The organism is Pseudomonas sp. S2_A10 (genome assembly GCF_054668465.1).
In genome coordinates this window covers 3,775,325-3,798,777 of record NZ_CP162773.1, presented here as the reverse complement: position 1 = coordinate 3,798,777, position 23,453 = coordinate 3,775,325, and the positions used below count along the sequence as shown (strand labels likewise).

The window sequence follows — 23,453 nt, the reverse complement described above, 5'->3', positions numbered from 1 at the left end:
CAGAGACTACGCAACTGCTTGTGCCTCAAACAATAAAAACAACAGGGAGCAACAGATGATCCGCACGCAAAGCAACGTTCTGTTGAGTGGCGGCCTGCTGGCCGCGAGTCAGGCCATGGCCGGCGATCTGCTGCTGTGGCAGAGCAACAGCCTCAGCTATCTGTACGGCAAGAATTTCGCGATCAACCCCTCGTATCAGCAGACGGTCACCTTCGAGCACGCCGACAAGTGGAAGTACGGCGACAACTTTCTGTTCGTCGACAAGATCTTCTACAACGGCAAGGAAGACCCGAACAAAGGGGCGCATACTTTCTACGGCGAGTTCACCCCGCGTCTGTCCTTCGGCAAGATCCTCGACCGCAAGATCGAGTTCGGCCCGATCAAGGATGTGCTGTTGGCGATGACCTACGAGTACGGCGAAGGCGAAACCGAGGCCTATCTGATCGGCCCCGGCTTCGACCTGAAAGTGCCCGGCTTCAACTACGTCACCCTGAACATTTTCCGTCGCCAGACCGAAGGCCCGCGGCCCGGCGATGGTGTCTGGCAAATCACCCCCGCGTGGTCCTACAGCTTCCCGCTGGGCAATTCCGATGTGCTGATCGACGGCTACCTCGACTGGGTCGTCGACAACGACGAAAACTCGCGCGGTACCTACCACGCCAACCTGCACATCAATCCGCAGATCAAATACGACCTCGGCAAAGCCATGGGCTGGAGCCAGAAACAGCTGTACGTCGGCACCGAGTACAGCTACTGGAAGAACAAATACGGCATCGAAAACAGCCACGCGTTCGATACCAACCAGAACACCGCCAGCCTGCTGCTGAAGGTGCACTTCTGAGATGGCCCGCAACCGTGCGCCATGCTTGCCGTCGGTGCTCTGTTGCGGGGCACTTGAGCGTTGGCCGAGGAGTCAGTATTCTCCGCGGCCTTCCGAATTCGCTCTAAAAAAAAGCCTGAATTCAATTTCTGACCGAAAAGCCAACTTATCCCGGCTGCGGTCAGTCCTGAGGCACCCCGAAAACACGCTCGTCGACTGTTTTTCAGCAGCCGAACGGGCGTTTTTTGGTTTTTCAAAAGCCTTGGCGCAGCTTTTGCTACCAGCATTCAAAGCTGACCGATCGGATGAAATTTGCGGTACGAAAAAAGGCGCCACATCAGAGCGCCGATCTTAAAAAAATAACGTGGAACACCTACTTTGGGAGCAACCGAATGAAACGTATGTGCACCAGCCTGATGCTGGCCGGATCGATGTTCGCCGGCGGCCAGGCGATGGCCGAAGGCCTGCTGCAGTGGCAGAACAACAGCCTGACCTACCTGTATGGCAAGGACTTCCAGGTCAACCCGCGCATTCAGCAGACCGTGACCTTCGAGCACGCCGATGCCTGGAAGTATGGGGACAACTTCCTGTTCATCGACAAGATCTTCTACAACGGCAAGGATGATGGCGGCGTCGGCTCCAACACCTACTACGGCGAGCTCAGCCCGCGCCTGTCGTTCGGCAAGATCCTCGATCAGAAACTGGCCTTTGGTCCGGTGACTGACGTGTTGCTGGCCATGACCTACGAGTTCGGTGAAGGCGATACCGAGTCGTACCTGATCGGTCCGGGCTTCGACCTGGCGATTCCAGGCTTCGATTACTTCCAGCTGAACTTCTACCAGCGTCACACCCAGGGCGCACGCGCCGGCGACAATGTCTGGCAGATCACTCCGGTGTGGTCCTACACCATCCCGGTGGGCAAATCGAACATCCTCATCGACGGCTTCATGGACTGGGTGGTCGACAACGACTCCAATTCCAAGGGCGACTACCACGCCAACCTGCACTTCAACCCGCAGGTCAAATACGACCTGGGCAAGGCGCTGAATTTCGGCGAGAAGCAGTTGTATGTCGGTGTCGAGTACGACTACTGGTCGGACAAATACGGGATCAAGGACAGCCAGTACTTCAAGACCGATCAGAGCACCACGAGCTTCCTGGTCAAGTTCCACTTCTGACCCTGAAAGCTTCGCGAGCAGGCTCGCTCCCACATTCAGACCGAGTTCCAATGTGGGAGCGAGCCTGCTCGCGAAGGCCTCACCGCAGATTTCAGGCAGGAGCCACCGCTTCAGATATCCGCAAAAACCGGCACAGCTCCTCGCGCTTGGCCAACGCATCGCGCCGCCCCAACTCGATCAACTCGCTGCAATACCCCGCCTCGAACAGCAGGTAACTGAGCACCCCCGCCCCGCTCGTCTTCGTCGCCCCCGGCCCGCGCAGAAACAGGCGCAACGCCGCCGGTAACTCCTGGCGATGCCGCGCGGCGATTTCGTCGATCGGCTGACTTGGCGCAATCACCAGCACTTCCACCGGCGCCACACCCAGCGCACGAGTAGGTGTGCCGGCCGGGAGCAAATGACTGAACTGATTCAGACGCTGCAGCAACTCGATATCGCTCTCCAGACTGTCGATGAACGTGCTGTTGAGCATGTGCCCGCCAATCTGCGCCAACGTCGGTTGCTGGCCGCTGTAGGCGCGCTCCAGCGGCTGCTGCGGATCGACGCCGCGCGGGTTGCCGCTGACGCCCACCACCAGCACGCGACTGGCCCCCAAATGCAGCGCCGGGCTGATCGGCGCCGACTGGCGCACGGCGCCGTCACCGAAATACTCCTCGCCGATTTTCACCGGCGCGAACAACAGCGGAATCGCCGAACTGGCCAACAGATGATCAACCGACAATTGCGTCGGCACGCCAATGCGGCGGTGCCGCAGCCAGGCGTCGATGGTGCCGCCGCCCTGATAGAACGTCACCGCTTGCCCCGATTCGTAGCCAAACGCGGTCACCGCTACCGCGTGCAATTGCTTGCGCGCGATGGATTCGGCGATGCCGGGCAGGTGCAGTTTTTCCTCGAGCAGCTCGCGCAGCGGCGAACTGTTGAGCAACGCCACCGGCATCTGCCGACCGAGGCCGAGCAGGCTGTGGCTGACGAAACGGCTGGCCTGATGGATCACGCCCGGCCAGTCGCTGCGCAACACGCGGTGGCTGCGAAAGCCCTGCCAGAACTGGGTCAGGCGTTCGATGGCAGCGCGAAAATCCATGGCACCACTGGCCAGGCTGACCGCATTGATCGCCCCGGCCGAGGTGCCGACGATCACCGGAAACGGATTGTCCGCGCCGACCGGCAGCAACTCGGCAATCGCCGCCAGCACCCCGACCTGATAAGCCGCCCGAGCCCCGCCGCCGGAAAGAATCAAACCTGTGACCGGTTCAGCAGGACTCATCGCAACACTCCACAGTGCTTGTCAGTACGGGTGAATCAACGACGCTTGGGATAAAGCTTCGGCTCGCCCGGTGGGCGACTCTTGAAGCGCCGATGCGCCCACAGATACTGCTCGGGGCAGGCACGCAAAGCGCTCTCGACCCACTGATTGATGCGGATGCAATCGGCCTCCTCGCTTTCGCCGGGGAAGTCTTCCAGCGGCGGATGAATCACCAGGCGATAACCACTGCCGTCGGCCAGACGTTCCTGAGTGAACGGCACCACCAGCGCTTTGCCCAGCCGTGCAAACTTGGTCGTCGCAGTGACGGTGGCGGCCTGAATGCCGAACAGCGGCACGAAGATGCTCTGCTTGGCGCCGTAATCCTGATCCGGCGCATACCAGATCGCCCGTCCCGAGCGCAGCAGTTTGAGCATGCCGCGCACGTCATCGCGCTCCACCGCCAGCGAATCGAGATTGTGCCGCTCGCGGCCACGGCGCTGGACGAAGTCGAACAAGGGGTTTTTGTGTTCGCGGTACATGCCGTCGATGGTGTGCTGCTGGCCGAGCAGCGCCGCGCCGATTTCCAGCGTGGTGAAATGCGCGGCCATGAGGATCACGCCTTTGCCTTCGCGCTGGGCCTTCTGCAGATGTTCAAGGCCTTCGACGTGGGTCAGTTTCGCCAGACGCTCGCGCGACCACCACCAGCTCATCGCCATTTCAAAAAAGGCGATGCCGGTGGAGGCGAAGTTTTCCTTGAGCAGGCGTTTGCGCTCGGCGGCGGATTTTTCCGGGAAGCACAATTCCAGATTGCGCCGGGCGATGGTTCGCCGGTCGCTGGCGACGCGATACATCAACGCGCCCAAAACTCGACCGATGGTCAGCAGCGCCGGATACGGCAACTGCACGATCAGCCACAAAAGCCCCAGACCGCACCAGAGCGGCCAGAAGCGCGGAGCAAGATATGCTTTTCGAAAACGCGGGCGATCCATTAAAGCTTCCGTAAATACAGTGGCCGCGCATTCTACATCGTTCGACCCGGCTTGCGGCTCGCGGGCGTTCTCGTTATAAGTCTCGGCACTTTTAGTGACAAGCCGTTGTATGCCGACATGAGCCAAACCGACCCGTTAGACCAAGATCCCGTATTCCAGCTCAAGGGCAGCATGCTGGCCATCACTGTGCTGGAACTGGCCCGTAACGACCTCGAAAGCCTCGATCGGCAATTGGCCGCCAAAGTCGCCCAGGCGCCGAATTTTTTCAGCAATGCACCGCTGGTCCTGGCGCTGGACAAACTGCCGCCGAACCAAGGCGCGGTTGATCTGCCGGGGCTGATGCGCGTCTGCCGTCAGCACGGTCTGCGTACCCTGGCCATTCGCGCCAGCCGCATCGAAGACATCGCCGCCGCCATCGCCATCGACATCCCCGTGCTACCGCCCTCCGGCGCCCGCGAGCGCCCGCTGGAGACGCCGGAAGCCGAAGTCAAAAAGAAGCCGGAAAAGCCGCCTGAGCCGAGCGTCAAACCGACCCGCGTAATCACCACGCCAGTACGTGGTGGCCAGCAGATATATGCCCAGGGTGGCGATCTGGTCGTGGTCTCTTCGGTCAGTCCGGGGGCGGAACTTCTCGCCGATGGCAACATCCATGTATACGGCCCGATGCGCGGCCGTGCGCTGGCCGGCGTCAAAGGTGACACCAAGGCACGGATTTTCTGTCAGCAATTGAGCGCTGAACTGATCTCCATCGCCGGTCATTACAAGGTCTCCGAGGATTTGCGTCGCGATCCGATGTGGGGCTCGGGCGTCCAGGTCAGCCTGTCAGGCGACGTGTTGAACATCATTCGGCTTTAACGGATACTGCCGCATTTTCCAAGCATCTCTAAAACGTAGCGAAAACGGCTCAAACGAAGTAGGAAAAAGGCCCAAAGCCAAATTCCAGCCAAGGCTGTCCGACTGCAGTAGTTTTCAAGAGATGTTTTTCAGGGGCTGAACAGTCCTTCTTCCTTAGGGGTGAAACACCTTGGCCAAGATTCTCGTGGTTACATCCGGCAAGGGTGGTGTGGGTAAGACCACCACCAGCGCCGCTATCGGTACCGGTCTCGCTCTGCGCGGCCACAAAACAGTGATCGTCGACTTCGACGTGGGCTTGCGTAACCTCGACCTGATCATGGGTTGCGAGCGCCGCGTGGTGTATGACTTCGTCAACGTGGTAAACGGCGAAGCCAACCTGCAACAGGCACTGATCAAAGACAAGCGCCTGGAAAACCTCTACGTGCTGGCGGCCAGCCAGACCCGCGACAAAGACGCGCTGACCGTCGAAGGCGTGGAAAAAGTCCTGATGGAGCTCAAGGAACAATTCGAGTTCGTCGTCTGCGATTCCCCGGCGGGCATCGAGAAAGGTGCGCACCTGGCCATGTATTTCGCCGATGAAGCGATCGTCGTGACCAACCCGGAAGTCTCCTCGGTACGTGACTCGGACCGCATGCTCGGCCTGCTGGCGAGCAAATCGCGCCGCGCCGAACGGGGCGAAGAGCCGATCAAGGAACACCTGCTGATCACTCGCTACCACCCGGAGCGTGTCGAGAAGGGCGAGATGCTTGGCGTTGAAGACGTCAAGGAGATCCTCTCGGTGACCCTGCTCGGCGTCATCCCGGAATCCCAGGCGGTACTCAAGGCTTCCAACCAGGGCGTGCCAGTGATTCTCGACGACCAGAGCGATGCCGGTCAGGCTTACAGCGATACCGTCGACCGCCTGCTGGGCAAAGAAAAAGCCCACCGATTCCTCGATGTCGAGAAGAAGGGATTCTTCGAGCGCCTGTTTGGAGGTAGGTAATGAACCTTTTTGACTTCTTTCGTGCCAACAAAAAGCCAAGTACCGCCTCGGTAGCGAAAGAGCGTCTACAGATCATCGTGGCGCATGAGCGCGGCCAGCGCAGCACGCCGGATTACCTGCCAGCCTTGCAGAAGGAACTGGTCGACGTGATCCGCAAGTACGTCAACATCGGCAACGACGACGTACATGTTGCACTGGAAAGCCAGGGCAGTTGCTCGATTCTGGAACTCAACATCACCCTGCCCGATCGCTGAGTCGATTTGGCAGTCGCTACGGCGGCTCGGGCTGTTGATGCTCGTGTAGGAGCTGCCGAAGGCTGCGATCTGTTGATCTTCAAAGTCAAAAGATCGCAGCCTTCGGCAGCTCCTACAGAGTTATCAGCAGTCCCGAGCCGCCGTTGGCATTTGTTACGAGGCTGTTTTAATGCCGCTGTCCAACATCCGCATCATCCATGAGGACGCCGCCGTACTGGTGGTCGACAAACCGACCCTGCTGCTCTCGGTGCCCGGTCGCGCTGACGACAACAAGGACTGCCTGATTACCCGCCTGCAGGAAAACGGCTACCCGGAAGCGCGCATCGTTCATCGCCTGGACTGGGAAACCTCCGGCATCATCCTGCTGGCCCGTGACGCCGACACTCATCGCGAACTGTCGCGGCAGTTTCACGACCGCGAAACCGAAAAAGCCTATACCGCTTTGGCCTGGGGTCAGCCTGAGCTGGACAGCGGCAGCATCGATCTGCCCCTGCGCTACGACCCACCGACCAAGCCGCGACACGTGGTCGATCACGAATTCGGCAAACACGCGCTGACCTTCTGGAAGGTGCTGGAACGTTGCGGCGACTGGTGCCGTGTCGAACTGACACCGATTACCGGCCGCTCCCATCAACTGCGCGTACACATGTTGTCGATCGGCCACCCGCTACTCGGTGACGGGCTCTACGCCCACGAGCAGGCGCTGGCGGCCTGGCCCCGTCTGTGCCTGCACGCAAGCATGCTCATCTTCACTCATCCGCAGACCGGCGAGCGCCTGCGCTTCGAGTGCCCGGCTCCGTTCTGAATTGCGTGAATACTTTGGAAGCCCTTCCTGGTGAAGGGCTTTTTTGTCCTGCCAAAAATCCACCGGCAATAGATTGACGTAAAGAACTGTCATAAAATTGTAATCAAATATAAAATCATGGCACTTCGATATCAGGCAGGAGGCCTTTCCCGTGTTCTGCAGCAAAACACTTCAATCCGAATACCCGATCATCTACGCATTCGGTAACACGACCCTGCACTTGAGCGAAGCACCCAGCATCCAGGCACGCCAGGCCCTGGAGCAGCTCATTAAAAAACGCCGCGCGCACAAACTGACCCGGGCCAGCGCACCGTTGTCGTCCTGTGAAACACCACTATTTGCCAAGGTCCAGCCATTGGACACGTTCAAGGCAAAGGTGCGGGTGAGCCTGAACAAACCGCAACGCAACGGGCGCTTCGACTGGCCGCTCGAAGAACTGATGAATTCCCTCGAAGCTCAGCGCCGGGGCGTGGAGATGCCTCCACTGAAGGGCTATGGCTATACCCGCAGCAGACTCGGCCTGACCGAGGAGTTCTTCCTGCTGACTCACCTGCTCGAAGGCCATATTGATGGGGCCGAGTGCATCAGACGCAATCCCGAAAACATCGAAGCCTTTATCCTCGACGCGTTTCAACTGCTCAGCTCGCTCGCCAGCAAGAACATCACCCACATGGATTTCTGGGTGGGCAACATCATGGTGCCCGAGCAAACGCACAGGCCACTCAAAGCCATCGACTTTGAAAACTGCTTCGCAGGTCCGACCGCGCACGCAAGTGAAACCCTCGGTTTTCAACTCGGCTTCTTCTATCGTCGGGATATCTACAAATTCATCACCGAAGCCGCCTATGATCGCCTGGTAGATCAATACCTCAGTGCACTGCCTGGCTTATCGAGAGACAGGTTCGAGGCTGTCTATCAGTTGAGCAAACATGAATACGTCGGTCGCAAGCAACGCCGTGAAGCCTTCCTCTCTGGCAGATTGATCACCGGTTGACGCCCACCCCGGCAACACTTTGAAGCAAGTGCCCGGCCTGCAAATCAGCGGAGCAATACGGTAAACTCGCGCCCCCCGCCGTATGGAGCCGCTTATGCGCGAAGCCTTCCCCCCCATGGAAAAAGTACCGCACCAGCTGCTCTACCTGATCTATGGCGACAAAGACGTTTATCGGCGCGAGGCGAAATTCAGCATCCTCACCGCCCTGGCACAACTGCAGCCAGGTGAATCATTGTGCATCCGAGTCCTGACCGATCGTCCGCAGGACTATGCCGGCTGGCCGGTCGATACCGTCCCTTTGAGCGAGCAGACCCTGATCCAGTGGCAGGGCGAGAACGGCTACCACCACCGCCGCAAAGCGTGCGCCATTGCACTGGGCCTGACGCTTGCCGAAAAAACCCTGTTTGTCGACACCGACACGCTGTTTCTCGGTTCGCCGCATCGGTTGTTCAGCATGATCACGCCCGGCCGTTACGTGATGGACCGCTTCGAATATGACTGGAGTTACGTCTGTAACCGGGCGGACTACGAAAAACTCGCGCGCTGCCTGCAAGTCCACGGCATCTCGTCGACTAACAGCTTCAAGCTCTACAACAGCGGCTTGTGCGGCGTCACCGATGGCGATGCAGCGCTGCTGGAGAAATCGGTCCGGCTGATCGATGAGTGGACGCAGGGTTCGTTCGACATCCATACGATCGAACAGATTGCACTGTCTTTTGCCATGCGCGACCAGCCGATCCAGGAAGCGAAGAAATTCATCTATCACTACTTCGCCGACAAGAACTTCTTCCACGCCATGCAGAAACATTTTTTCGCCCGTTACGGCGAGGCCTTCCACCCCGAACTGCCAGCGCTGTGCAACGAGGTTCCGCGCAGCAAACCCGTTCCCTCAACCTGGGAGCGCCTGCGCATCAAGTGGAAACTGCGCAAAAAGCGCGGCGGCATGAAGAAAGTCGGCCGGGCGTTGCTGTTCGGCAGTGCTGCACCTGCCCATCCGTATTACGAGATCTGCCGTCACGAATGGTGGGAATCGGCGTCGCGGGAAATCCTGCGCTGGGACAGCGTCACGCAAAAGGCCTTCTTCGGCAGCGGCAAGGGCTGGCCGAAGCACCTGCCGAAACCCGCCAGAAAGGATGATCAACAAGCCATCATTGCCTACCTGCGCAAGCGCATCGATCAGCACTCCTGAGCGTGCTTGCGCAAACCACTTGCCCAATGGCGCTGAGTGATGCGTTAAACTGCCGCCCATTGCTGTCTGGAGTTTCTTATGCGCGCAGAGTTGAACCAGGGCCTGATCGACTTTCTCAAGGCCTCCCCTACCCCGTTCCACGCCACCGCCAGCCTCGTTCAGCGTCTGGAGGCCGCCGGTTATGTGCGCCTCGACGAGCGCGAGCCATGGTCCACCGAGGCCAACGGCCGCTATTACGTCACCCGTAACGACTCCTCGATCGTCGCGATCAAAATGGGCCGCAACTCGCCACTGCACGACGGTATCCGTCTGGTCGGCGCGCACACCGACAGCCCGTGCCTGCGGGTCAAGCCGCAACCGGAACTGCAACGTCAGGGCTTCTGGCAACTGGGCGTCGAAGTCTACGGCGGCGCGCTGCTGGCGCCATGGTTCGACCGCGATCTGTCGCTGGCCGGCCGCGTGACCTTCCGCCGTGACGGCAAGGTCGAGAGTCAGTTGATCGACTTCAAGGCACCCATCGCGATCATTCCCAACCTGGCCATTCACCTCAACCGTGAAGCCAACCAGGGCTGGGCGATCAACGCGCAGACCGAACTACCGCCGATCCTGGCGCAATTCGCCGGTGACGAGCGCGTCGATTTCCGCGCCGTGCTCACCGACCAACTGGCCCGCGAACACGGTTTGAACGCCGACGTGGTGCTGGATTACGAGCTGAGTTTCTACGACACGCAAAGCGCTGCGGTGATCGGCCTGAACGGCGACTTCATTGCCGGTGCGCGTCTGGACAACCTGCTGTCGTGCTACGCCGGCCTGCAAGCATTGCTCACCGCCGAAACCGACGAAACCTGCGTGCTGGTCTGTAACGACCACGAAGAAGTCGGCTCGTGCTCGGCGTGCGGTGCCGATGGCCCGATGCTTGAACAGACTCTGCGCCGCCTGCTGCCAGATGGCGACGAGTTCGTCCGCACCATTCAGAAATCCCTGCTCGTGTCGGCCGATAACGCCCACGGCGTGCATCCCAACTACGCAGACAAGCACGACGCCAACCACGGCCCGAAACTCAACGCCGGCCCGGTGATCAAGGTCAACAGCAACCAGCGCTACGCCACCAATAGCGAAACCGCCGGTTTCTTCCGCCATCTGTGCATGGCCGAAGAAGTCCCGGTGCAAAGCTTCGTGGTGCGCAGCGACATGGGCTGCGGCTCGACCATCGGCCCGATCACCGCCAGCCATCTGGGCGTGCGCACCGTCGACATCGGCCTGCCGACCTTCGCCATGCATTCGATTCGCGAGCTGTGCGGCAGCCATGACCTGGCGCATCTGGTCAAAGTGCTCAGTGCGTTCTATGCCAGCCGTGAATTGCCGTAACGGCTGACAAGCTTCGCGAGCAGGCTCGCTCCCACAATTGAACTGCATTTCATTGTGGGAGCCAGTCATCTCCCCTTGGAATGCAAATCAACCTGTGGGAGCGAGCCTGCTCGCGAAATCGCCTGTGCAGACAGCAGAATCCTCCCGGCCTGATGCATTCCTGAGCCACATCACACCCCGCCTCGGAAACCCGCCTAGACTGCAAGCATCCCCCACAGACAAGGCAGTCTCCATGATCTCAATGTCCTCCTTCCACGCCATGCTCATTCCCATCCTCAGCGGAATGATCCTGCTGGCCATCGGCTTCAACTTCCGCGACAAGAACGCCGGGGTGTTCGCCATGTGGATCGGCATGCTGATGATCCTCGCCACGGTGGTCTACAAGATCCTCGCCAAACTCAACGAATGACCGCGCCCGGCTCGCATTGAGCCAAAGGGCCTCGTACACTCCAGCGCATCCGCCTATCGCGAGGTTGTCTTCTGGTGTTCGCTCGTCTTTTTGCTTTGCCCGGTCTGCTGCTTGTCTGCCTGATGACACTGCTGCCGCTGGCGCCCGCCCAAGCGGTCGGTCTGCCCGGCCTGCTCAACACTTCCAAACCGCAGCCTGAAGCCGTAGAACCTCTTGGCCAGTCACTGGACGAAGTGATCAAGTCGCTGGAAAACGACAAGCAACGCGCGCAGTTGCTCAGCGATCTGAAGAAGCTGCGCGACGCTACGAAGAAAGCTCAAGCCACCCCGGAAGAAGGCGTGCTGGGCCTGATCGGCGGCACCCTCGCCAGCTTCGAAAAACAGTTTTCCGGCGCCGACAGCCCGCTCACCCGCTGGTCCAACGAATTCGATCTGGCCAAGGACGAACTGACCAGCAAGCTGCTGCCGGCCAATGAATGGCTGCCGATCATCTTCGGTTTCGCAGTGATCCTGATGGTCTGGAGCCTGCTCGCCGCCGCGCTGATCTGGCTCAGCCACCGCGTGCGTCTGCGCTTCGGCCTCACCGAAGAACTGCCGCAACACCCCAAGGCCCTCGACATGCTGCGCTTTGCCCTGCGCAAGCTCGGGCCGTGGCTGATCGCATTGGTGATGACGGTGTACATGAGCTACGTGCTGCCGTCTTCGCTGGGCAAAAGCCTGGCGATGGTGCTGGCCTATGCCTTGGTGGTCGGCACCTGTTTCTCGGCGATCTGCGTGATCGCCTTCTCCCTGCTCGACGGCCCGCATCGCCATCGCGCGCTGTACATCCTGCGTCATCAGGCGTTTCGGCCGCTGTGGCTGATCGGCAGCTTCGCCGCGTTCGGTGAAGCGCTGAGCGATCCGCGTCTGGTCGAGAGCCTGGGCGTACATCTGGCGCACACCGCCGCGACCACGGCCAATGTGCTTGCGGCGCTGTCGACCGGCCTGTTCATTCTGCGATTCCGCCGACCGATCGCGCACCTGATCCGCAACCAACCGCTGTCACGCCGCCTGACCCGCCGCGCCCTCAGCGATACCATCGAAATCCTCGGCACTTTCTGGTACGTGCCGGCACTGGTGCTGGTCGGCATCTCTCTGTTCGCCACGTTTGTCTCCGCCGGCGACACCAGCACCGCGCTGCGCCAGTCGCTGATCTGCACGGTGCTGCTGGTGTTGTGCATGGTGATCAACGGCCTCGTGCGCCGCCATTCGCTGAAACCGCAACGCGGGCCGAAACGCCATGCGCTGTATTCGGAGCGACTGAAAAACTTCTTCTACACCCTGACGCATTTGCTGGTGTGGCTGATCTTCATCGAACTGGGCCTGCGCGTCTGGGGCCATTCGCTGATCGCGTTCGCCGAAGGCGATGGCCATGACATCAGCGTCAAACTGTTCAGCCTGATCGGCACGCTGATTTTCTCCTGGCTGATCTGGATCCTCGCCGACACCGCCGTGCACCACGCCCTCACCCGCTCGCGCAAAGGCCTGGCGAATGCACGGGCGCAGACGATGATGCCGCTGATCCGCAACGTGCTGTTCGTGGCGATTTTCATCATCGCGCTGATCGTCGCGTTGGCGAACATGGGCATGAACGTCACACCGCTGCTGGCCGGTGCCGGCGTGATCGGTCTGGCCATCGGCTTCGGTGCGCAGTCGCTCGTCGCTGACCTGATCACCGGCCTGTTCATCATCATCGAAGACTCGCTGGCCATCGACGACTACGTCGACGTTGGCGGCCACCTCGGCACCGTCGAAGGCCTGACCATCCGCACCGTACGCCTGCGCGATATCGACGGCATCGTCCACACCATCCCGTTCAGCGAAATCAAAAGCATCAAGAACTACTCGCGGGAATTCGGCTACGCGATCTTCCGCGTCGCCGTGCCATACAACATGGAAATCGACGACGCGATCAAACTGATGCGCGACGTCGGCCAGAAGATGCGCAGCGATCCGTTGCAGCGCCGCAATATTTGGTCGCCGCTGGAGATTCAGGGTGTGGAAAGTTTCGAGTCCGGCAGCGCGATTCTGCGCGCACGGTTCAAGACTGCGCCGATCAAGCAGTGGGAAGTTTCCCGGGCGTTCAATTTGTCGCTGAAAAGGCAACTGGATGAGGCGGGGCTGGATCTGGCGACGCCAAGGATGAGTGTGCAGGTGATTACGCCTGGGGTGGAAATCAAAAAGGAAAGCTGAACAGAGATGGCCCCCTATTGGCAGGTAATACCAATAGGGGGTTGCTTTTATTTATCTTTGAAACCGGGTTTACCATTAGCGGAACGCCAGTTTTTTACCTCCAAGACAACATTTTCAGGCCCATCCTTACCTTCCTCCGGGTAGTAAATCAAATCGTAACCAGATGGATGTTCAACTAGCCGAGAGAACTCAAGAATGGCAGCAATTTGTTGCTTCTCTGTTGTAAACCCGGAATCATATATTTTCCTGACAAACTCAAGAAAATCTTCCTCTCTCATATCCTGTATCGACCTCATATCAAAGCCCTTTATGAATTTCAACATGCGCTTTCGGGGTAACGATATTTATGTTGTCAGCATTATATAAATCCCCTCCCTCGGCCAAGCCGACCTTATGATGCAGTTCGTATTTCACTCTTGCTCCCGCTGAGTCGTTCATTCTAACTATCGGGGCTTTGCCCTTTTTCATTTCGTTCAAACTTGTTTCATTAAATAAGCCAGCCAGTTTTTCGTCATTGAAAACAGCTTTCCAGAATGTTTCTCTGAATGCTCTGAAACTGTTGAACTGACGACCCCGTAACTGATCAGCAATGTGCGATGGGATTGGCGCCCCATCACCCTGCGCAGCAGCCCCTAGCCATCCACCCGCAACCGGCGCTCCATGACCACTCGCCACCCCTGGATCATTGCGTCGATCCCGGAACATGACGTACTGCGGTGGCAGGCCCGATTCCGACGGGAAGACCAGAATGAAGTCGTCGAAACGAATGCTGCCCCGCCCTGGGTGAGCGTCGATCCGTCCTTCAATCGGCACGAGGTTGCCGCCGATATATCGAGGTGGGGACGGATTCTCGATGGGGAACAGCGTTGAACTGTCTGCCGGCGTTACTGCGGGAGTCCAGACCGCGGTTGTCGGCGGGATGTCAGTGAGGGTCGCGCTGTAAGTGTTGTTCCCTGCGTTGAAATCAGCTGCAACCACGCGAACGCCGGAAGGCCGTTTTGTCCCCGCTACCGGAACGACAAGCAGTTCGGCGAGAGAGCCCGTCAGCGGCCGGGCGCTCAAACGTACCGGCAGATTCAGTCGTGCTCTTTCGCTTGCCAGCCTGTCCAGATCAGGCAGTTGACCGGGCAGCAGATCTGCCAGTGGGAGGCTGAGCAGAAAGCGTTCAGGCAATTCCCCATTGCCCAACACCGGGGAGTAGACAAACGCACTCACCCCCACCATCAGCCCGGACGCCGCGCCGGCAGCCACCTCCGATAAACCGGCCATCGCCGCGCGAATCGAAGCGGCAAAACCCGCCATCAGGTTGTCGGCAATCGCGACCGCACCCGCGGACGTCGCAAATACCAGTTGGGCGTGGCTGGTATTGCCCTGAAAGCGCAACAGGCTACTGTGCCCACCGGAGGTGTCCTGCCGGCGCTTTTCCTCAGCAACCCTGCTTGCTTCGGCCTCAGCCTCAAGCGCTGCCTGTTCCTCGGCACGCTTGCGCTCTAGTGCCTCAGCCGCCAGACGGGCCTGTTCCTCTTCGAGCCGCCTGATTTCATCGGCCGCGGCCTGCCGCGCCAGCTCCTCCGCCTGCCGCCGCGCCTGCTCTTGAGCGACGCGGGCCTGTTCCTGTGCAACCTGCCTGGCGTATTCCGCCGCCAACCGCGCCTGCTCCTGAGCGATCCGCTCCGCTTCCTGCGCTTGCACCACGGCAATCATGCCCTTGACCGTGGCCGACTGGCTGTTCAACACGCCAATGCCTTCAACCAGTAACTTGGCGTTGAACAGAGCGCTCTAAGCCTGCCGTACGCTGACGCTGGCGCTTCGCCGATTGACTTGCGGTAAGCGGCCTCCGTTGAAAAAGGTTTCAACCTGGGCGTGGCCGAAACGTTCGATGGCCACGTCCTTGGCCACCAAAAGCGCACCAAACTTCCTGGCGATCAGGGAATCCCTGAATTGCATCTCCCGCGCCAGCGCATCCAAAGGCGGCAAGACACTTTGATCACCTGCTGCCCGCACTTCTGCCAGTTCATTTTCAATGACCTGAGCAATATTCCTGGAAGTATCTTTATAGATACTTTCCATATCGAGTATTTCACCCAGCGGCGCAAAGTTAATGCCTGGTCCCGAGCCGTCCCCTGCACCTAAATAATGTAAATATTCATCTTGTTTATCCGGACGCACAACAATCGGCGGAAGCGTTATTCCATTACGCTGCATTTATAAGTCCTCCATGGACAATAGTTTTGTCGCACTGACTCGTTACCCTCAAACAGCCAATAACGTGACCGGCACCTGGAGAAATTTATGGAAATAGATGTTGTGCGGTGCGGTACATGGTTATCGCCCGCGTTTTATCTGTCACGCCGGACGGAACTGATAAAGCGGTAGGAGTTTTCGCTGATAACTTATGCTCAAACGTAAATCTGTCGGAGCGCATAGCGCTTTCCGGACCCGATCGCACTTGCGTGCAAAGCCTTTGTCACAGGCAAGGAAGCCAACAACAATAATCAAGGAGAAACCCATGCAACTGACGCGCATTGCCCAGACCCTTTTGCTCACCCTGGTCGCCAGCCACGCCAGTGCCGCGACGATGGACAGCGCCCGCACGCGCATCGCCGAGCAGGCGCAGAAGCTCGAACCGGAGCTGCTGGAAACCCGCCGCGACCTTCACGCTCATCCAGAACTTGGCAACACTGAAAAACGCACCGCTGAACTGGTCGCCAAACAGCTGCAAGCCATGGGCCTGGAAGTGAAAACCGGCGTCGCCCGCACCGGCGTTGTCGCCATTCTCAAAGGCGCCCTGCCCGGCCCGACCGTCGCCCTGCGCGCCGACATGGACGCGCTGCCGGTCAAGGAAGTCTCCGACTTGCCGTTCGCTTCGAAAGCCAAAGGCACGTATCTCGACAAGGAAGTCGACGTCATGCACGCCTGCGGCCACGACGCCCACACCGCAATCCTGCTCAGCGCAGCGAAAATTCTGACGGGCATGCGCGACACCCTGCCCGGCACCGTGGTGTTCTACTTCCAGCCCGCCGAAGAAGGCCCGAGCGACTTCATTCCCGACGGCAAAAACACCTGGGGCGCGAAGATGATGGTCGAGGAAGGCGTAATGAAATCGCCGAAACCAGACGCGGTGTTCGGGCTGCACGTCTGGGCCGGCGTCCCCGCCGGCCAGATCGCCTACCGCCCCGGCCCGACCCTGGCCAGCTCCGACGACCTGCGCATCAAGATCCACGGCAAACAAACCCACGCCGGCCGCCCCTGGGATGGCATCGACCCAATCACCGTCGGCGCGCAAACCATCGTCGGCCTGCAAACCGTGGTCAGCCGCCGCACCGACATTTCCTCTTACCCGTCGGTGGTCAGCATCGGCACCATCAACGGCGGCACCCGCTACAACATCATCCCCGAATCACTCGACATGACCGGCACCATCCGCTCCTACGACTACGGCATCCGCCAGAAACTGCACAGCGACGTACGCCAGACCATCGAGAAAATCGCCGAAAGCGGCGGCGCCAAAGCCGACGTCACCATCATCGAAAAATACGACCCGACGATTAACAACCCGGCACTGACCGAGAAAATGCTGCCGACATTGAAGTGGGCGGCCAAGGATGATGTGGTGCAGGGACCGCTGGTGGGTGGGGCGGAAGATTTCTCGTTCTTCGCCAAGGAAGCACCGGGACTGTTTGTGTTTCTTGGAGTGACCCCGCGGGACCAGGACTTGAGCAAAGCCGCGCCGAATCACAATCCGGGGTTCTTTGTGGATGAGTCGGCACTGGTGGTTGGGGTGAGGACACTGGCGTCGTTGGCGACGGATTATCTGTATGGGAATGCGGCGGTGGGCAAGTAGGAAGGGGTGACTGTGGGGGCGCTTTCGCGAGCAGACTCGCTCCCACAGGGATTAAGTACATCCGACAGAGATTGGTCGGCTGACAGGCCGCCTTCGCGAGCAGGCTCGCTTCCCACAGAAAAGCGAAAGCAAAAACAAAAGATCGCAGCCTTCGGCAGCTCCTACACACGATGAGCGTTAGCTCGAGCACCGCTTTTGATCTTGATCTCGGAGCCCGTCGGCAGGCTGAGTGGAGGGATTGATCCGGGCGTGGGAGCGCAGCGACCGTACGACGCAGTCGTACACAGCGAGTGTAGGTGCAGCGAAGCAAACCGGAGCCGCTGCGCCAGGATCGATCCCGCAGCGAAGGAACCCCGAGCCCCAGCGAGCGGGCCGAACGTCAGGGCGCAGCCTTTTGGTTACTTTTTGCTGGGCCGGCATTCCGGCGTTTGAAAAAGTGACCCGCCGTAAGGGCGGAACCATAAGAAGCCGTTACCGCAGCAACGGATATTCACCCAAACCCCCAAAACCTGGTCGGCCCAAAGGCCGCCAAGGTCAAAAAAGATCAAACCACATCAACCCCTACGTGAATCGCATCATGCCGCCAAAACTCCAGATCACAATCAATCAGCCGCCCATGCTGATCATAATTGACCCGAGCAATCCTCAATCCCGGACTCCCCACCGACACCCGCAAAGCCGCCGCCGCATCGACAGATAAAGACGTAGGCACAATCTCAAACCGCACCCGCCCATAGTGCAAATCGAAATGCCGCGCATACAACTCAGTGATCGACTGATTCAAATCAAACTCAAGAATCCCCGGAAAAAACTGCGGATTCAGGTAGTGCTCGACATACAACACCAGTCGCCCATCAATCCGCCGCGAGCGGCAAATCTGGATCACGCTCGACAACGCCGGCAGCTGCAACCACGCACACACCGCCGCCGAAGCCGGCTGCAACCGCGCCGAAATCACCTCGGTCGACGGCTCACGCCCCTGCGCACTGACCATCGCGTGAAAATGACTGCGCTGCATCAGGTTGTACGCCAGACGCGGCGGCGACACGAACCAGCCGCGCCGCTCCTCACGATAAATCTGCCCTTGCGCCTCCAATTGCAACAGCGCTTCACGCACAGTGATCCGCGTCGTCCCGAACAACTCGCTGAGCTTGCGTTCAGCGGGCAACTTGCTCCCGGCCGCCAGCAAACCATGATCGATCTGCTCCTGCAGCACCTGGCCAATCGCTGTCACCGCTTTCGTTGCCTCATCGCGCATCAACGTTACCTATCTGGACTAGACCAGCACTGTTTCAGGGCAAATCCGGGCGCTGCTCAGAGCGCTTTCGTGTGTTGCAAGCCTAGGCAGTGCAGATGACCGACAGATGACAAAACTACCCAACAGTCGTTTTCACGGCTTGCAATACATCGGCCAAGTCCCTTGCTTATCGGGCCTGCGTCATGGTCTACGCTTGTTTGGCAACCGCCAATCCCGGGCGGAGAAAAGATCAGCCATAAGGCCATCGACATCAAAATGTCATCCAGCCCGCCTAAATTGGCTCAGGTATTGCTGACCTAGACCAACACAACCGCAATCGCAGCGTTGAACACGACCAAGGAGCTTCGGAATGAAACAGCTTTTCCTGGCAACACTGTTAGGCTCGACCATTGCAATGTGCAGCGCCGCCATGGCGGCCGACACCGATCTGAAAACCCTAGAAGCCGCTGCGAAAGCGGAAGGCGCCGTCAACAGCGTCGGCATGCCCGATGACTGGGCCAACTGGAAAGGCACCTGGGAAGACCTGGCCAAGAAATACGGCCTGAAACACATCGACACCGACATGAGCTCGGCCCAGGAAATCGCCAAATTCGCAGCTGAAAAAGACAACGCCACCGCCGACATCGGTGACGTCGGCGCCGCCTTCGGCCCGATCGCGGTCAAGCAAGGTGTGGTGCAACCGTACAAGCCAAGCACCTGGGATCAGATTCCGGACTGGGCCAAGGACAAGGACGGCAACTGGGCACTGGCCTACACCGGCACCATCGCCTTCATCGTCAACAAGAAGCTGCTGAACGGCTCCGACGTGCCGACCAAATGGGCTGACCTGAAAACCGGTAAATACAAAGTCTCCATCGGCGACGTGAGCACTGCTGCCCAGGCCGCCAACGGTGTCCTCGCTGCCGCACTGGCCAATGGCGGTGACGAGAAAAACATCAAGCCTGCCTTGCTGCTGTTCGCCGACCTCGCCAAACAGGGTCGTCTGTCGATGGCCAACCCGACCATCGCTACCATGGAAAAAGGCGAGATTGAAGTCGGCGTGGTCTGGGACTTCAATGGCCTGAGCTACAAAGCCAAGATGGCCAACCCGGATGATTACGTAGTGCTGATTCCATCCGACGGCTCGGTGATTTCCGGCTACACCACGATCATCAACAAGTACGCGAAAAACCCCAATGCCGCCAAGCTGACGCGCGAATACATCTTCAGCGACGCCGGCCAGACCAACCTCGCCCGCGGCAACGCCCGGCCGATCCGCGCCGAACACCTGCAACTGCCGGAAGACGTGAAAGCCAAACTGCTGCCAAACGAGCAGTACAAGAAGGTCACGCCGGTCAAGGACGCCGAAGCGTGGGAAAAGACCTCCAAAGCCCTGCCGCAGCAGTGGAACGAGGAAGTCATCGTCGAGATGAAGTAATCCTGTGATCCCCCTGTTCGGGATCCGCTGAAGATCCGAATGTGGGAGCGAGCCTGCTCGCGAAGGCGGCGCATCAGTCGACATTACTGTTGAATGATGTATTGCATTCGCGAGCGAGTTCGCTCCCACAGGGGATCGGGTTGATTTCGGAATATCTGAATTTCGCGGAGTTCTTGCCCCTATGAAGCACAACGTCATCCTTGTCGTGCTCGACGGCCTCAACTACGAGGTTGCGTGTCACGCCATGGGGCATCTGCAGGCTTATGTTGGCGCAGGACGCGCGGCGCTCTATCAACTGGAGTGCGAACTGCCCGCCCTGTCCCGACCGCTTTACGAATGTATCCTCACCGGCGTGCCACCGATCGACAGCGGCATCGTTCACAACAATGTCTCGCGCTTGTCCAACCAGCGCAGCATCTATCACTACGCCCGCGATGCCGGGCTGAAAACCGCCGCTGCGGCGTATCACTGGGTCAGCGAGTTGTATAACCGCTCACCGTTCGTGGCGGCGCGCGACCGCCACACCGACGATCCGACGCTGCCGATCCAGTACGGCCACTTCTACTGGAACGATCATTATCCGGATTCGCACCTGTTCGCCGACGCGGAGAACCTGCGCCTGCGTCATGCGCCGGATTTCCTCCTGATCCACCCGATGAACATCGACGACGCCGGGCACAGGCACGGCCTCGACAGCTCGCAATACCGCAACAGCGCGCGCTCGGCTGACGTCATCCTCGCCGACTATCTGCAGACCTGGCTCGACGCTGGTTATCAGGTGCTGGTGACCGCCGACCACGGCATGAACAACGATCGCTCGCACAACGGCCTGCTGGCGGAAGAACGTCAGGTGCCGCTGTTCGTCCTCGGCGAGGCGTTCAGCCTCAACCCTGATGTCACACCGAAGCAGACCGAGCTCTGCGGCACGGTTTGCGAGCTGCTCGGCGTGCCCCACGACAAACCTGTGTGCCGGGAGCTGCTCAAGTGAATGCCATGACTCGCGGCAAATGGCTCGCGGCGCTGTGTCTGGTGCCTTTCGCGCTGTTCTTTATCGTCTTCGAAATCGCCCCGCTGGTCTGGGTGATGATCAACAGCCTGGAATCGGAAGAGTCCGGCTGGGGCCTGGCCAATTTCAGCAAGATCTTCGGTTCGAAGTTCTATCGGCAGGCAATCCAGTACAGCCTGGAGATCAGTTTCTGGTCGAGCGTATTCGGCATCATCATCGCCGTGCTTGGTGCGTATTCACTACGCCGCGTCGATTCGAAGCTGCGCAACTTCGTGAATGCCTTCGCCAACATGACCAGCAATTTTGCCGGCGTGCCGCTGGCGTTCGCGTTCATCATCCTGCTCGGTTTCAACGGCAGCATCACCATCATGCTCAAGCAGTCGGGGATCATTCAGGACTTCAACCTGTATTCGAAAACCGGCCTGATCATCCTCTACACCTATTTCCAGATTCCCCTCGGCGTGCTGCTGCTCTATCCGGCTTTCGACGCTCTGCGTGAAGACTGGCGCGAGTCCGCCGCACTGCTCGGCGCCAACGGCTGGCAGTTCTGGCGGCACATCGGCCTGCCGGTGTTGACCCCGGCGTTGCTCGGCACGTTCGTGATCCTGCTGGCCAACGCCCTCGGCGCCTACGCCACGGTTTATGCGCTGACCACCGGCAACTTCAACGTTCTGCCGATCCGTATTGCGGCGATGGTCTCCGGCGACATTTCCCTTGACCCGAACCTGGCCAGCGCGCTGGCGGTGGTGCTCGTGGCGCTGATGACCATTGTCACCGTCGTGCATCAATTGCTGTTGAAGAGGAGCTACCATGTCTCGCGCTGAATCCGGCCCGGCCGGCGTCTACCACCGCGTCGTGGTCTATCTGCTGTTCGCCATCCTGTTGTTGCCGCTGCTGGGCACGCTGGTCTATTCGATCGCCAGCAGTTGGTCGGCAACGATTCTGCCCAGCGGTTTTACCTTCAAGTGGTACATCCAGCTGTGGAGCGATCCGCGCTTTCTGCATGCATTCGGTCAGTCGCTGATCGTCTGCGTCGGCGCGCTGGTGCTGTCGGTGCTGCTGATCCTGCCGTTGCTGTTCGTCGTGCATTACTACTTTCCGAAACTCGATGCGCTGATGAACATCCTCATCCTGCTGCCCTTCGCGGTGCCGCCGGTGGTGTCCTCGGTGGGGCTGCTGCAGCTCTACGGTTCCGGGCCGATGGCGATGGTCGGCACACCGTGGATTCTGATCGGCTGCTACTTCACCGTAGCGCTGCCGTTCATGTACCGCGCGATCACCAACAACCTGCAAGCGATCAACCTGCGCGACCTGATGGACGCCGCTCAACTGCTCGGCGCCAGCACCTTTCAAGCGGCGTTTCTGGTGGTGCTGCCGAACTTGCGCAAAGGCCTGATGGTGGCGCTGCTACTGTCTTTCTCGTTCCTCTTCGGTGAGTTCGTGTTCGCCAACATCCTCGTCGGCACCCGCTACGAAACCTTGCAGGTGTACCTGAACAACATGCGCAACAGCAGCGGTCACTTCACCAGTGCGCTGGTCATTTCGTATTTCTTTTTCGTGCTGGTCCTGACCTGGATCGCCAACATCTTGAACAAGGACAAAAGCGAATGAGCTACGTCAGCGTCCGACACCTGCAGAAAAGTTATGCCGGCACCACGGTGTTCAGCGACATCGATTGCGAGATCAACAAAGGCGAGTTCGTCACCCTGCTCGGCCCGTCCGGTTGCGGCAAGTCGACTTTGCTGCGTTGCATCGCCGGCCTGACCCCGGTGGATGGCGGCAAGATCCTCCTCGACGGTGTCGACCTCGTGCCGTTGAGCCCACAGAAACGTGGCATCGGTATGGTCTTTCAAAGCTACGCGCTATTCCCCAACATGACCGTCGAACAGAACGTCGCCTTCGGCCTGCGCATGCAAAAGGTCAACGCCGATGACAGCCACAAGCGCGTCTCTGAAGTGTTAAAACTGGTTGAACTGCACGACTTCGCCAGCCGCTATCCGCATCAACTGTCAGGTGGGCAGTGCCAACGTGTCGCCCTCGCCCGGTCGCTGGTGACCCGCCCGCGCTTGTTGCTGCTGGATGAGCCGCTGTCGGCGCTCGACGCACGGATTCGCAAACACCTGCGCGAACAGATCCGTCAGATCCAGCGCGAACTCGGCCTGACCACGATCTTCGTCACCCACGATCAGGAAGAAGCGCTGACCATGTCGGACCGGATTTTCCTGATGAACCAGGGAAAGATCGTCCAGAGCGGCGACGCCGAAACCCTCTACACCGCTCCGGTCGATGTATTCGCCGCCGGCTTCATCGGCAACTACAACCTGCTCGACGCAGATGCCGCCTCGAAGCTGTTGCAACGGCCGGTCAACCATCGCATCGCCATCCGCCCGGAAGCCATCGAACTGAGCCTTGACGGCGAACTCGACGCGCAGATCCGCAGCCACAGCCTGCTCGGCAACGTCATTCGCTATCGCGTCGAAGCGCGCGGGGTGGAACTGGTGGTCGACGTACTCAACCGCTCCGCCGCCGATCTGCATCCCGACGGACAACGCCTGGCACTTTCCATCGATCCGACGGCCCTGTGTGAGGTAGCCTGATGACTTTGCTGACG

23 protein-coding genes are annotated in these 23,453 nt (G+C 59.5%); 17 read left to right on the top strand and 6 right to left on the bottom strand.

Annotation, left to right across the window (positions count from 1 at the left end; all coding sequences use genetic code 11):
• The first annotated feature begins 55 nt into the window (after positions 1-55).
• Both AB4N41_RS17155 and AB4N41_RS17150 read left to right on the top strand, forming a co-directional pair.
• Positions 56-841 (top strand): outer membrane protein OmpK, encoded by a 786-nt coding sequence (locus tag AB4N41_RS17155; protein ID WP_252877735.1) that lies wholly within the window; start codon positions 56-58, stop codon positions 839-841.
• Positions 842-1,212: 371 nt separating this feature from the next.
• Complete coding sequence (locus AB4N41_RS17150; protein ID WP_095180785.1) at positions 1,213-1,998, top strand: outer membrane protein OmpK; 786 nt, start codon at positions 1,213-1,215, stop codon at positions 1,996-1,998.
• Positions 1,999-2,089: 91 nt separating this feature from the next.
• On the opposite strand, the gene AB4N41_RS17145 is transcribed toward AB4N41_RS17150, so the two are convergent.
• The gene (locus AB4N41_RS17145) at positions 2,090-3,262 is read right to left on the bottom strand and encodes a patatin-like phospholipase family protein (protein WP_041479321.1); all 1,173 of its coding nucleotides are present in this window, start codon (positions 3,260-3,262) and stop codon (positions 2,090-2,092) included.
• 35 nt (positions 3,263-3,297) lie between these two features.
• On the bottom strand, positions 3,298-4,230 hold the full coding sequence (locus AB4N41_RS17140) for a lipid A biosynthesis lauroyl acyltransferase (RefSeq protein WP_252877734.1): 933 nt from the start codon (positions 4,228-4,230) through the stop codon (positions 3,298-3,300).
• 117 nt (positions 4,231-4,347) lie between these two features.
• Between AB4N41_RS17140 and minC the strand changes: the two genes are divergently transcribed.
• From minC to AB4N41_RS17095, 9 genes are all read left to right on the top strand, one after another.
• Entirely contained in the window at positions 4,348-5,085 is a 738-nt protein-coding gene (gene minC / locus AB4N41_RS17135) for a septum site-determining protein MinC (protein WP_024012205.1), read from the top strand.
• Positions 5,086-5,254: 169 nt separating this feature from the next.
• Positions 5,255-6,067 carry a septum site-determining protein MinD gene (gene minD / locus AB4N41_RS17130; protein WP_056784017.1) on the top strand — a complete coding sequence of 271 codons (813 nt, stop codon included), beginning with the start codon at positions 5,255-5,257 and terminating at the stop codon, positions 6,065-6,067.
• Positions 6,067-6,321 (top strand): cell division topological specificity factor MinE, encoded by a 255-nt coding sequence (minE, locus tag AB4N41_RS17125; RefSeq protein WP_003223146.1) that lies wholly within the window; start codon positions 6,067-6,069, stop codon positions 6,319-6,321. The genes minD and minE overlap by 1 nt, the downstream gene beginning before the upstream one ends.
• A gap of 169 nt (positions 6,322-6,490) precedes the next feature.
• On the top strand, positions 6,491-7,126 hold the full coding sequence (locus AB4N41_RS17120; protein ID WP_460137864.1) for an RluA family pseudouridine synthase: 636 nt from the start codon (positions 6,491-6,493) through the stop codon (positions 7,124-7,126).
• A gap of 151 nt (positions 7,127-7,277) precedes the next feature.
• Positions 7,278-8,120 carry a protein kinase family protein gene (locus AB4N41_RS17115; RefSeq protein ID WP_252877733.1) on the top strand — a complete coding sequence of 281 codons (843 nt, stop codon included), beginning with the start codon at positions 7,278-7,280 and terminating at the stop codon, positions 8,118-8,120.
• 94 nt (positions 8,121-8,214) lie between these two features.
• Positions 8,215-9,309, top strand: a complete 1,095-nt coding sequence (locus AB4N41_RS17110; protein ID WP_252877732.1) for a hypothetical protein — start codon at positions 8,215-8,217, stop codon at positions 9,307-9,309.
• Between the two features lie 78 nt (positions 9,310-9,387).
• Positions 9,388-10,677, top strand: coding sequence for a M18 family aminopeptidase (locus AB4N41_RS17105; RefSeq protein ID WP_252877731.1), 1,290 nt, complete (start codon positions 9,388-9,390; stop codon positions 10,675-10,677).
• A 232-nt stretch (positions 10,678-10,909) separates the two neighbouring features.
• A complete protein-coding gene (locus AB4N41_RS17100; RefSeq protein ID WP_016773747.1) occupies positions 10,910-11,086 on the top strand; it encodes a hypothetical protein in 177 nt (58 codons plus the stop codon).
• Positions 11,087-11,160: 74 nt separating this feature from the next.
• Positions 11,161-13,317 carry a mechanosensitive ion channel family protein gene (locus AB4N41_RS17095; RefSeq protein WP_041479310.1) on the top strand — a complete coding sequence of 719 codons (2,157 nt, stop codon included), beginning with the start codon at positions 11,161-11,163 and terminating at the stop codon, positions 13,315-13,317.
• Between the two features lie 47 nt (positions 13,318-13,364).
• On the opposite strand, the gene AB4N41_RS17090 is transcribed toward AB4N41_RS17095, so the two are convergent.
• Genes AB4N41_RS17090 through AB4N41_RS17080 form a run of 3 tightly spaced genes read right to left on the bottom strand, consistent with a single transcriptional unit; the run spans position 13,365 to position 15,522 of the window.
• A complete protein-coding gene (locus AB4N41_RS17090; RefSeq protein ID WP_290127533.1) occupies positions 13,365-13,640 on the bottom strand; it encodes a bacteriocin immunity protein in 276 nt (91 codons plus the stop codon).
• On the bottom strand, positions 13,615-15,054 hold the full coding sequence (locus tag AB4N41_RS17085) for an S-type pyocin domain-containing protein (protein WP_460137863.1): 1,440 nt from the start codon (positions 15,052-15,054) through the stop codon (positions 13,615-13,617). The genes AB4N41_RS17090 and AB4N41_RS17085 overlap by 26 nt, the downstream gene beginning before the upstream one ends.
• Before the next feature lie 42 nt (positions 15,055-15,096).
• Positions 15,097-15,522 carry a hypothetical protein gene (locus tag AB4N41_RS17080; protein ID WP_252877729.1) on the bottom strand — a complete coding sequence of 142 codons (426 nt, stop codon included), beginning with the start codon at positions 15,520-15,522 and terminating at the stop codon, positions 15,097-15,099.
• Positions 15,523-15,826: 304 nt separating this feature from the next.
• Here AB4N41_RS17080 and AB4N41_RS17075 point away from each other — a divergent pair, with 304 nt between their 5' ends.
• Entirely contained in the window at positions 15,827-17,161 is a 1,335-nt protein-coding gene (locus AB4N41_RS17075; protein WP_252877728.1) for an amidohydrolase, read from the top strand.
• 544 nt (positions 17,162-17,705) lie between these two features.
• Here AB4N41_RS17075 and phnR read toward each other — a convergent pair.
• Positions 17,706-18,419, bottom strand: coding sequence for a phosphonate utilization transcriptional regulator PhnR (gene phnR, locus AB4N41_RS17070; RefSeq protein ID WP_016773745.1), 714 nt, complete (start codon positions 18,417-18,419; stop codon positions 17,706-17,708).
• 349 nt (positions 18,420-18,768) lie between these two features.
• Here phnR and AB4N41_RS17065 point away from each other — a divergent pair, with 349 nt between their 5' ends.
• The 5 genes from AB4N41_RS17065 (at position 18,769) to AB4N41_RS17045 (ending at position 23,439) form a co-directional block, all read left to right on the top strand.
• Entirely contained in the window at positions 18,769-19,836 is a 1,068-nt protein-coding gene (locus AB4N41_RS17065; protein WP_252877727.1) for an ABC transporter substrate-binding protein, read from the top strand.
• 181 nt (positions 19,837-20,017) lie between these two features.
• Positions 20,018-20,824 carry an alkaline phosphatase family protein gene (locus AB4N41_RS17060; protein WP_252877726.1) on the top strand — a complete coding sequence of 269 codons (807 nt, stop codon included), beginning with the start codon at positions 20,018-20,020 and terminating at the stop codon, positions 20,822-20,824.
• 5 nt (positions 20,825-20,829) lie between these two features.
• Complete coding sequence (locus AB4N41_RS17055) at positions 20,830-21,666, top strand: ABC transporter permease (protein ID WP_191637016.1); 837 nt, start codon at positions 20,830-20,832, stop codon at positions 21,664-21,666.
• Positions 21,653-22,453 carry an ABC transporter permease gene (locus AB4N41_RS17050; protein WP_252877725.1) on the top strand — a complete coding sequence of 267 codons (801 nt, stop codon included), beginning with the start codon at positions 21,653-21,655 and terminating at the stop codon, positions 22,451-22,453. The genes AB4N41_RS17055 and AB4N41_RS17050 overlap by 14 nt, the downstream gene beginning before the upstream one ends.
• Positions 22,450-23,439 (top strand): ABC transporter ATP-binding protein, encoded by a 990-nt coding sequence (locus AB4N41_RS17045; RefSeq protein WP_150638743.1) that lies wholly within the window; start codon positions 22,450-22,452, stop codon positions 23,437-23,439. Before AB4N41_RS17050 ends, AB4N41_RS17045 begins: the two co-directional genes overlap by 4 nt.
• Positions 23,440-23,453 lie beyond the last annotated feature (14 nt).

Bases quoted from the DNA above. Each gene is read 5' to 3' on its own strand.
- AB4N41_RS17155 (WP_252877735.1), top strand. From the start codon at position 56: ATGATCCGCACGCAAAGCAACGTTCTGTTGAGTGGCGGCCTGCTGGCC.
- AB4N41_RS17150 (WP_095180785.1), top strand. From the start codon at position 1,213: ATGAAACGTATGTGCACCAGCCTGATGCTGGCCGGATCGATGTTCGCC.
- AB4N41_RS17145 (WP_041479321.1), bottom strand. From the start codon at position 3,262: ATGAGTCCTGCTGAACCGGTCACAGGTTTGATTCTTTCCGGCGGCGGG.
- AB4N41_RS17140 (WP_252877734.1), bottom strand. From the start codon at position 4,230: ATGGATCGCCCGCGTTTTCGAAAAGCATATCTTGCTCCGCGCTTCTGG.
- minC (WP_024012205.1), top strand. From the start codon at position 4,348: ATGAGCCAAACCGACCCGTTAGACCAAGATCCCGTATTCCAGCTCAAG.
- minE (WP_003223146.1), top strand. From the start codon at position 6,067: ATGAACCTTTTTGACTTCTTTCGTGCCAACAAAAAGCCAAGTACCGCC.
- AB4N41_RS17120 (WP_460137864.1), top strand. From the start codon at position 6,491: ATGCCGCTGTCCAACATCCGCATCATCCATGAGGACGCCGCCGTACTG.
- AB4N41_RS17110 (WP_252877732.1), top strand. From the start codon at position 8,215: ATGCGCGAAGCCTTCCCCCCCATGGAAAAAGTACCGCACCAGCTGCTC.
- AB4N41_RS17105 (WP_252877731.1), top strand. From the start codon at position 9,388: ATGCGCGCAGAGTTGAACCAGGGCCTGATCGACTTTCTCAAGGCCTCC.
- AB4N41_RS17100 (WP_016773747.1), top strand. From the start codon at position 10,910: ATGATCTCAATGTCCTCCTTCCACGCCATGCTCATTCCCATCCTCAGC.
- AB4N41_RS17090 (WP_290127533.1), bottom strand. From the start codon at position 13,640: ATGTTGAAATTCATAAAGGGCTTTGATATGAGGTCGATACAGGATATG.
- AB4N41_RS17080 (WP_252877729.1), bottom strand. From the start codon at position 15,522: ATGCAGCGTAATGGAATAACGCTTCCGCCGATTGTTGTGCGTCCGGAT.
- AB4N41_RS17075 (WP_252877728.1), top strand. From the start codon at position 15,827: ATGCAACTGACGCGCATTGCCCAGACCCTTTTGCTCACCCTGGTCGCC.
- phnR (WP_016773745.1), bottom strand. From the start codon at position 18,419: ATGCGCGATGAGGCAACGAAAGCGGTGACAGCGATTGGCCAGGTGCTG.
- AB4N41_RS17065 (WP_252877727.1), top strand. From the start codon at position 18,769: ATGAAACAGCTTTTCCTGGCAACACTGTTAGGCTCGACCATTGCAATG.
- AB4N41_RS17060 (WP_252877726.1), top strand. From the start codon at position 20,018: ATGAAGCACAACGTCATCCTTGTCGTGCTCGACGGCCTCAACTACGAG.
- AB4N41_RS17055 (WP_191637016.1), top strand. From the start codon at position 20,830: ATGACTCGCGGCAAATGGCTCGCGGCGCTGTGTCTGGTGCCTTTCGCG.
- AB4N41_RS17050 (WP_252877725.1), top strand. From the start codon at position 21,653: ATGTCTCGCGCTGAATCCGGCCCGGCCGGCGTCTACCACCGCGTCGTG.
- AB4N41_RS17045 (WP_150638743.1), top strand. From the start codon at position 22,450: ATGAGCTACGTCAGCGTCCGACACCTGCAGAAAAGTTATGCCGGCACC.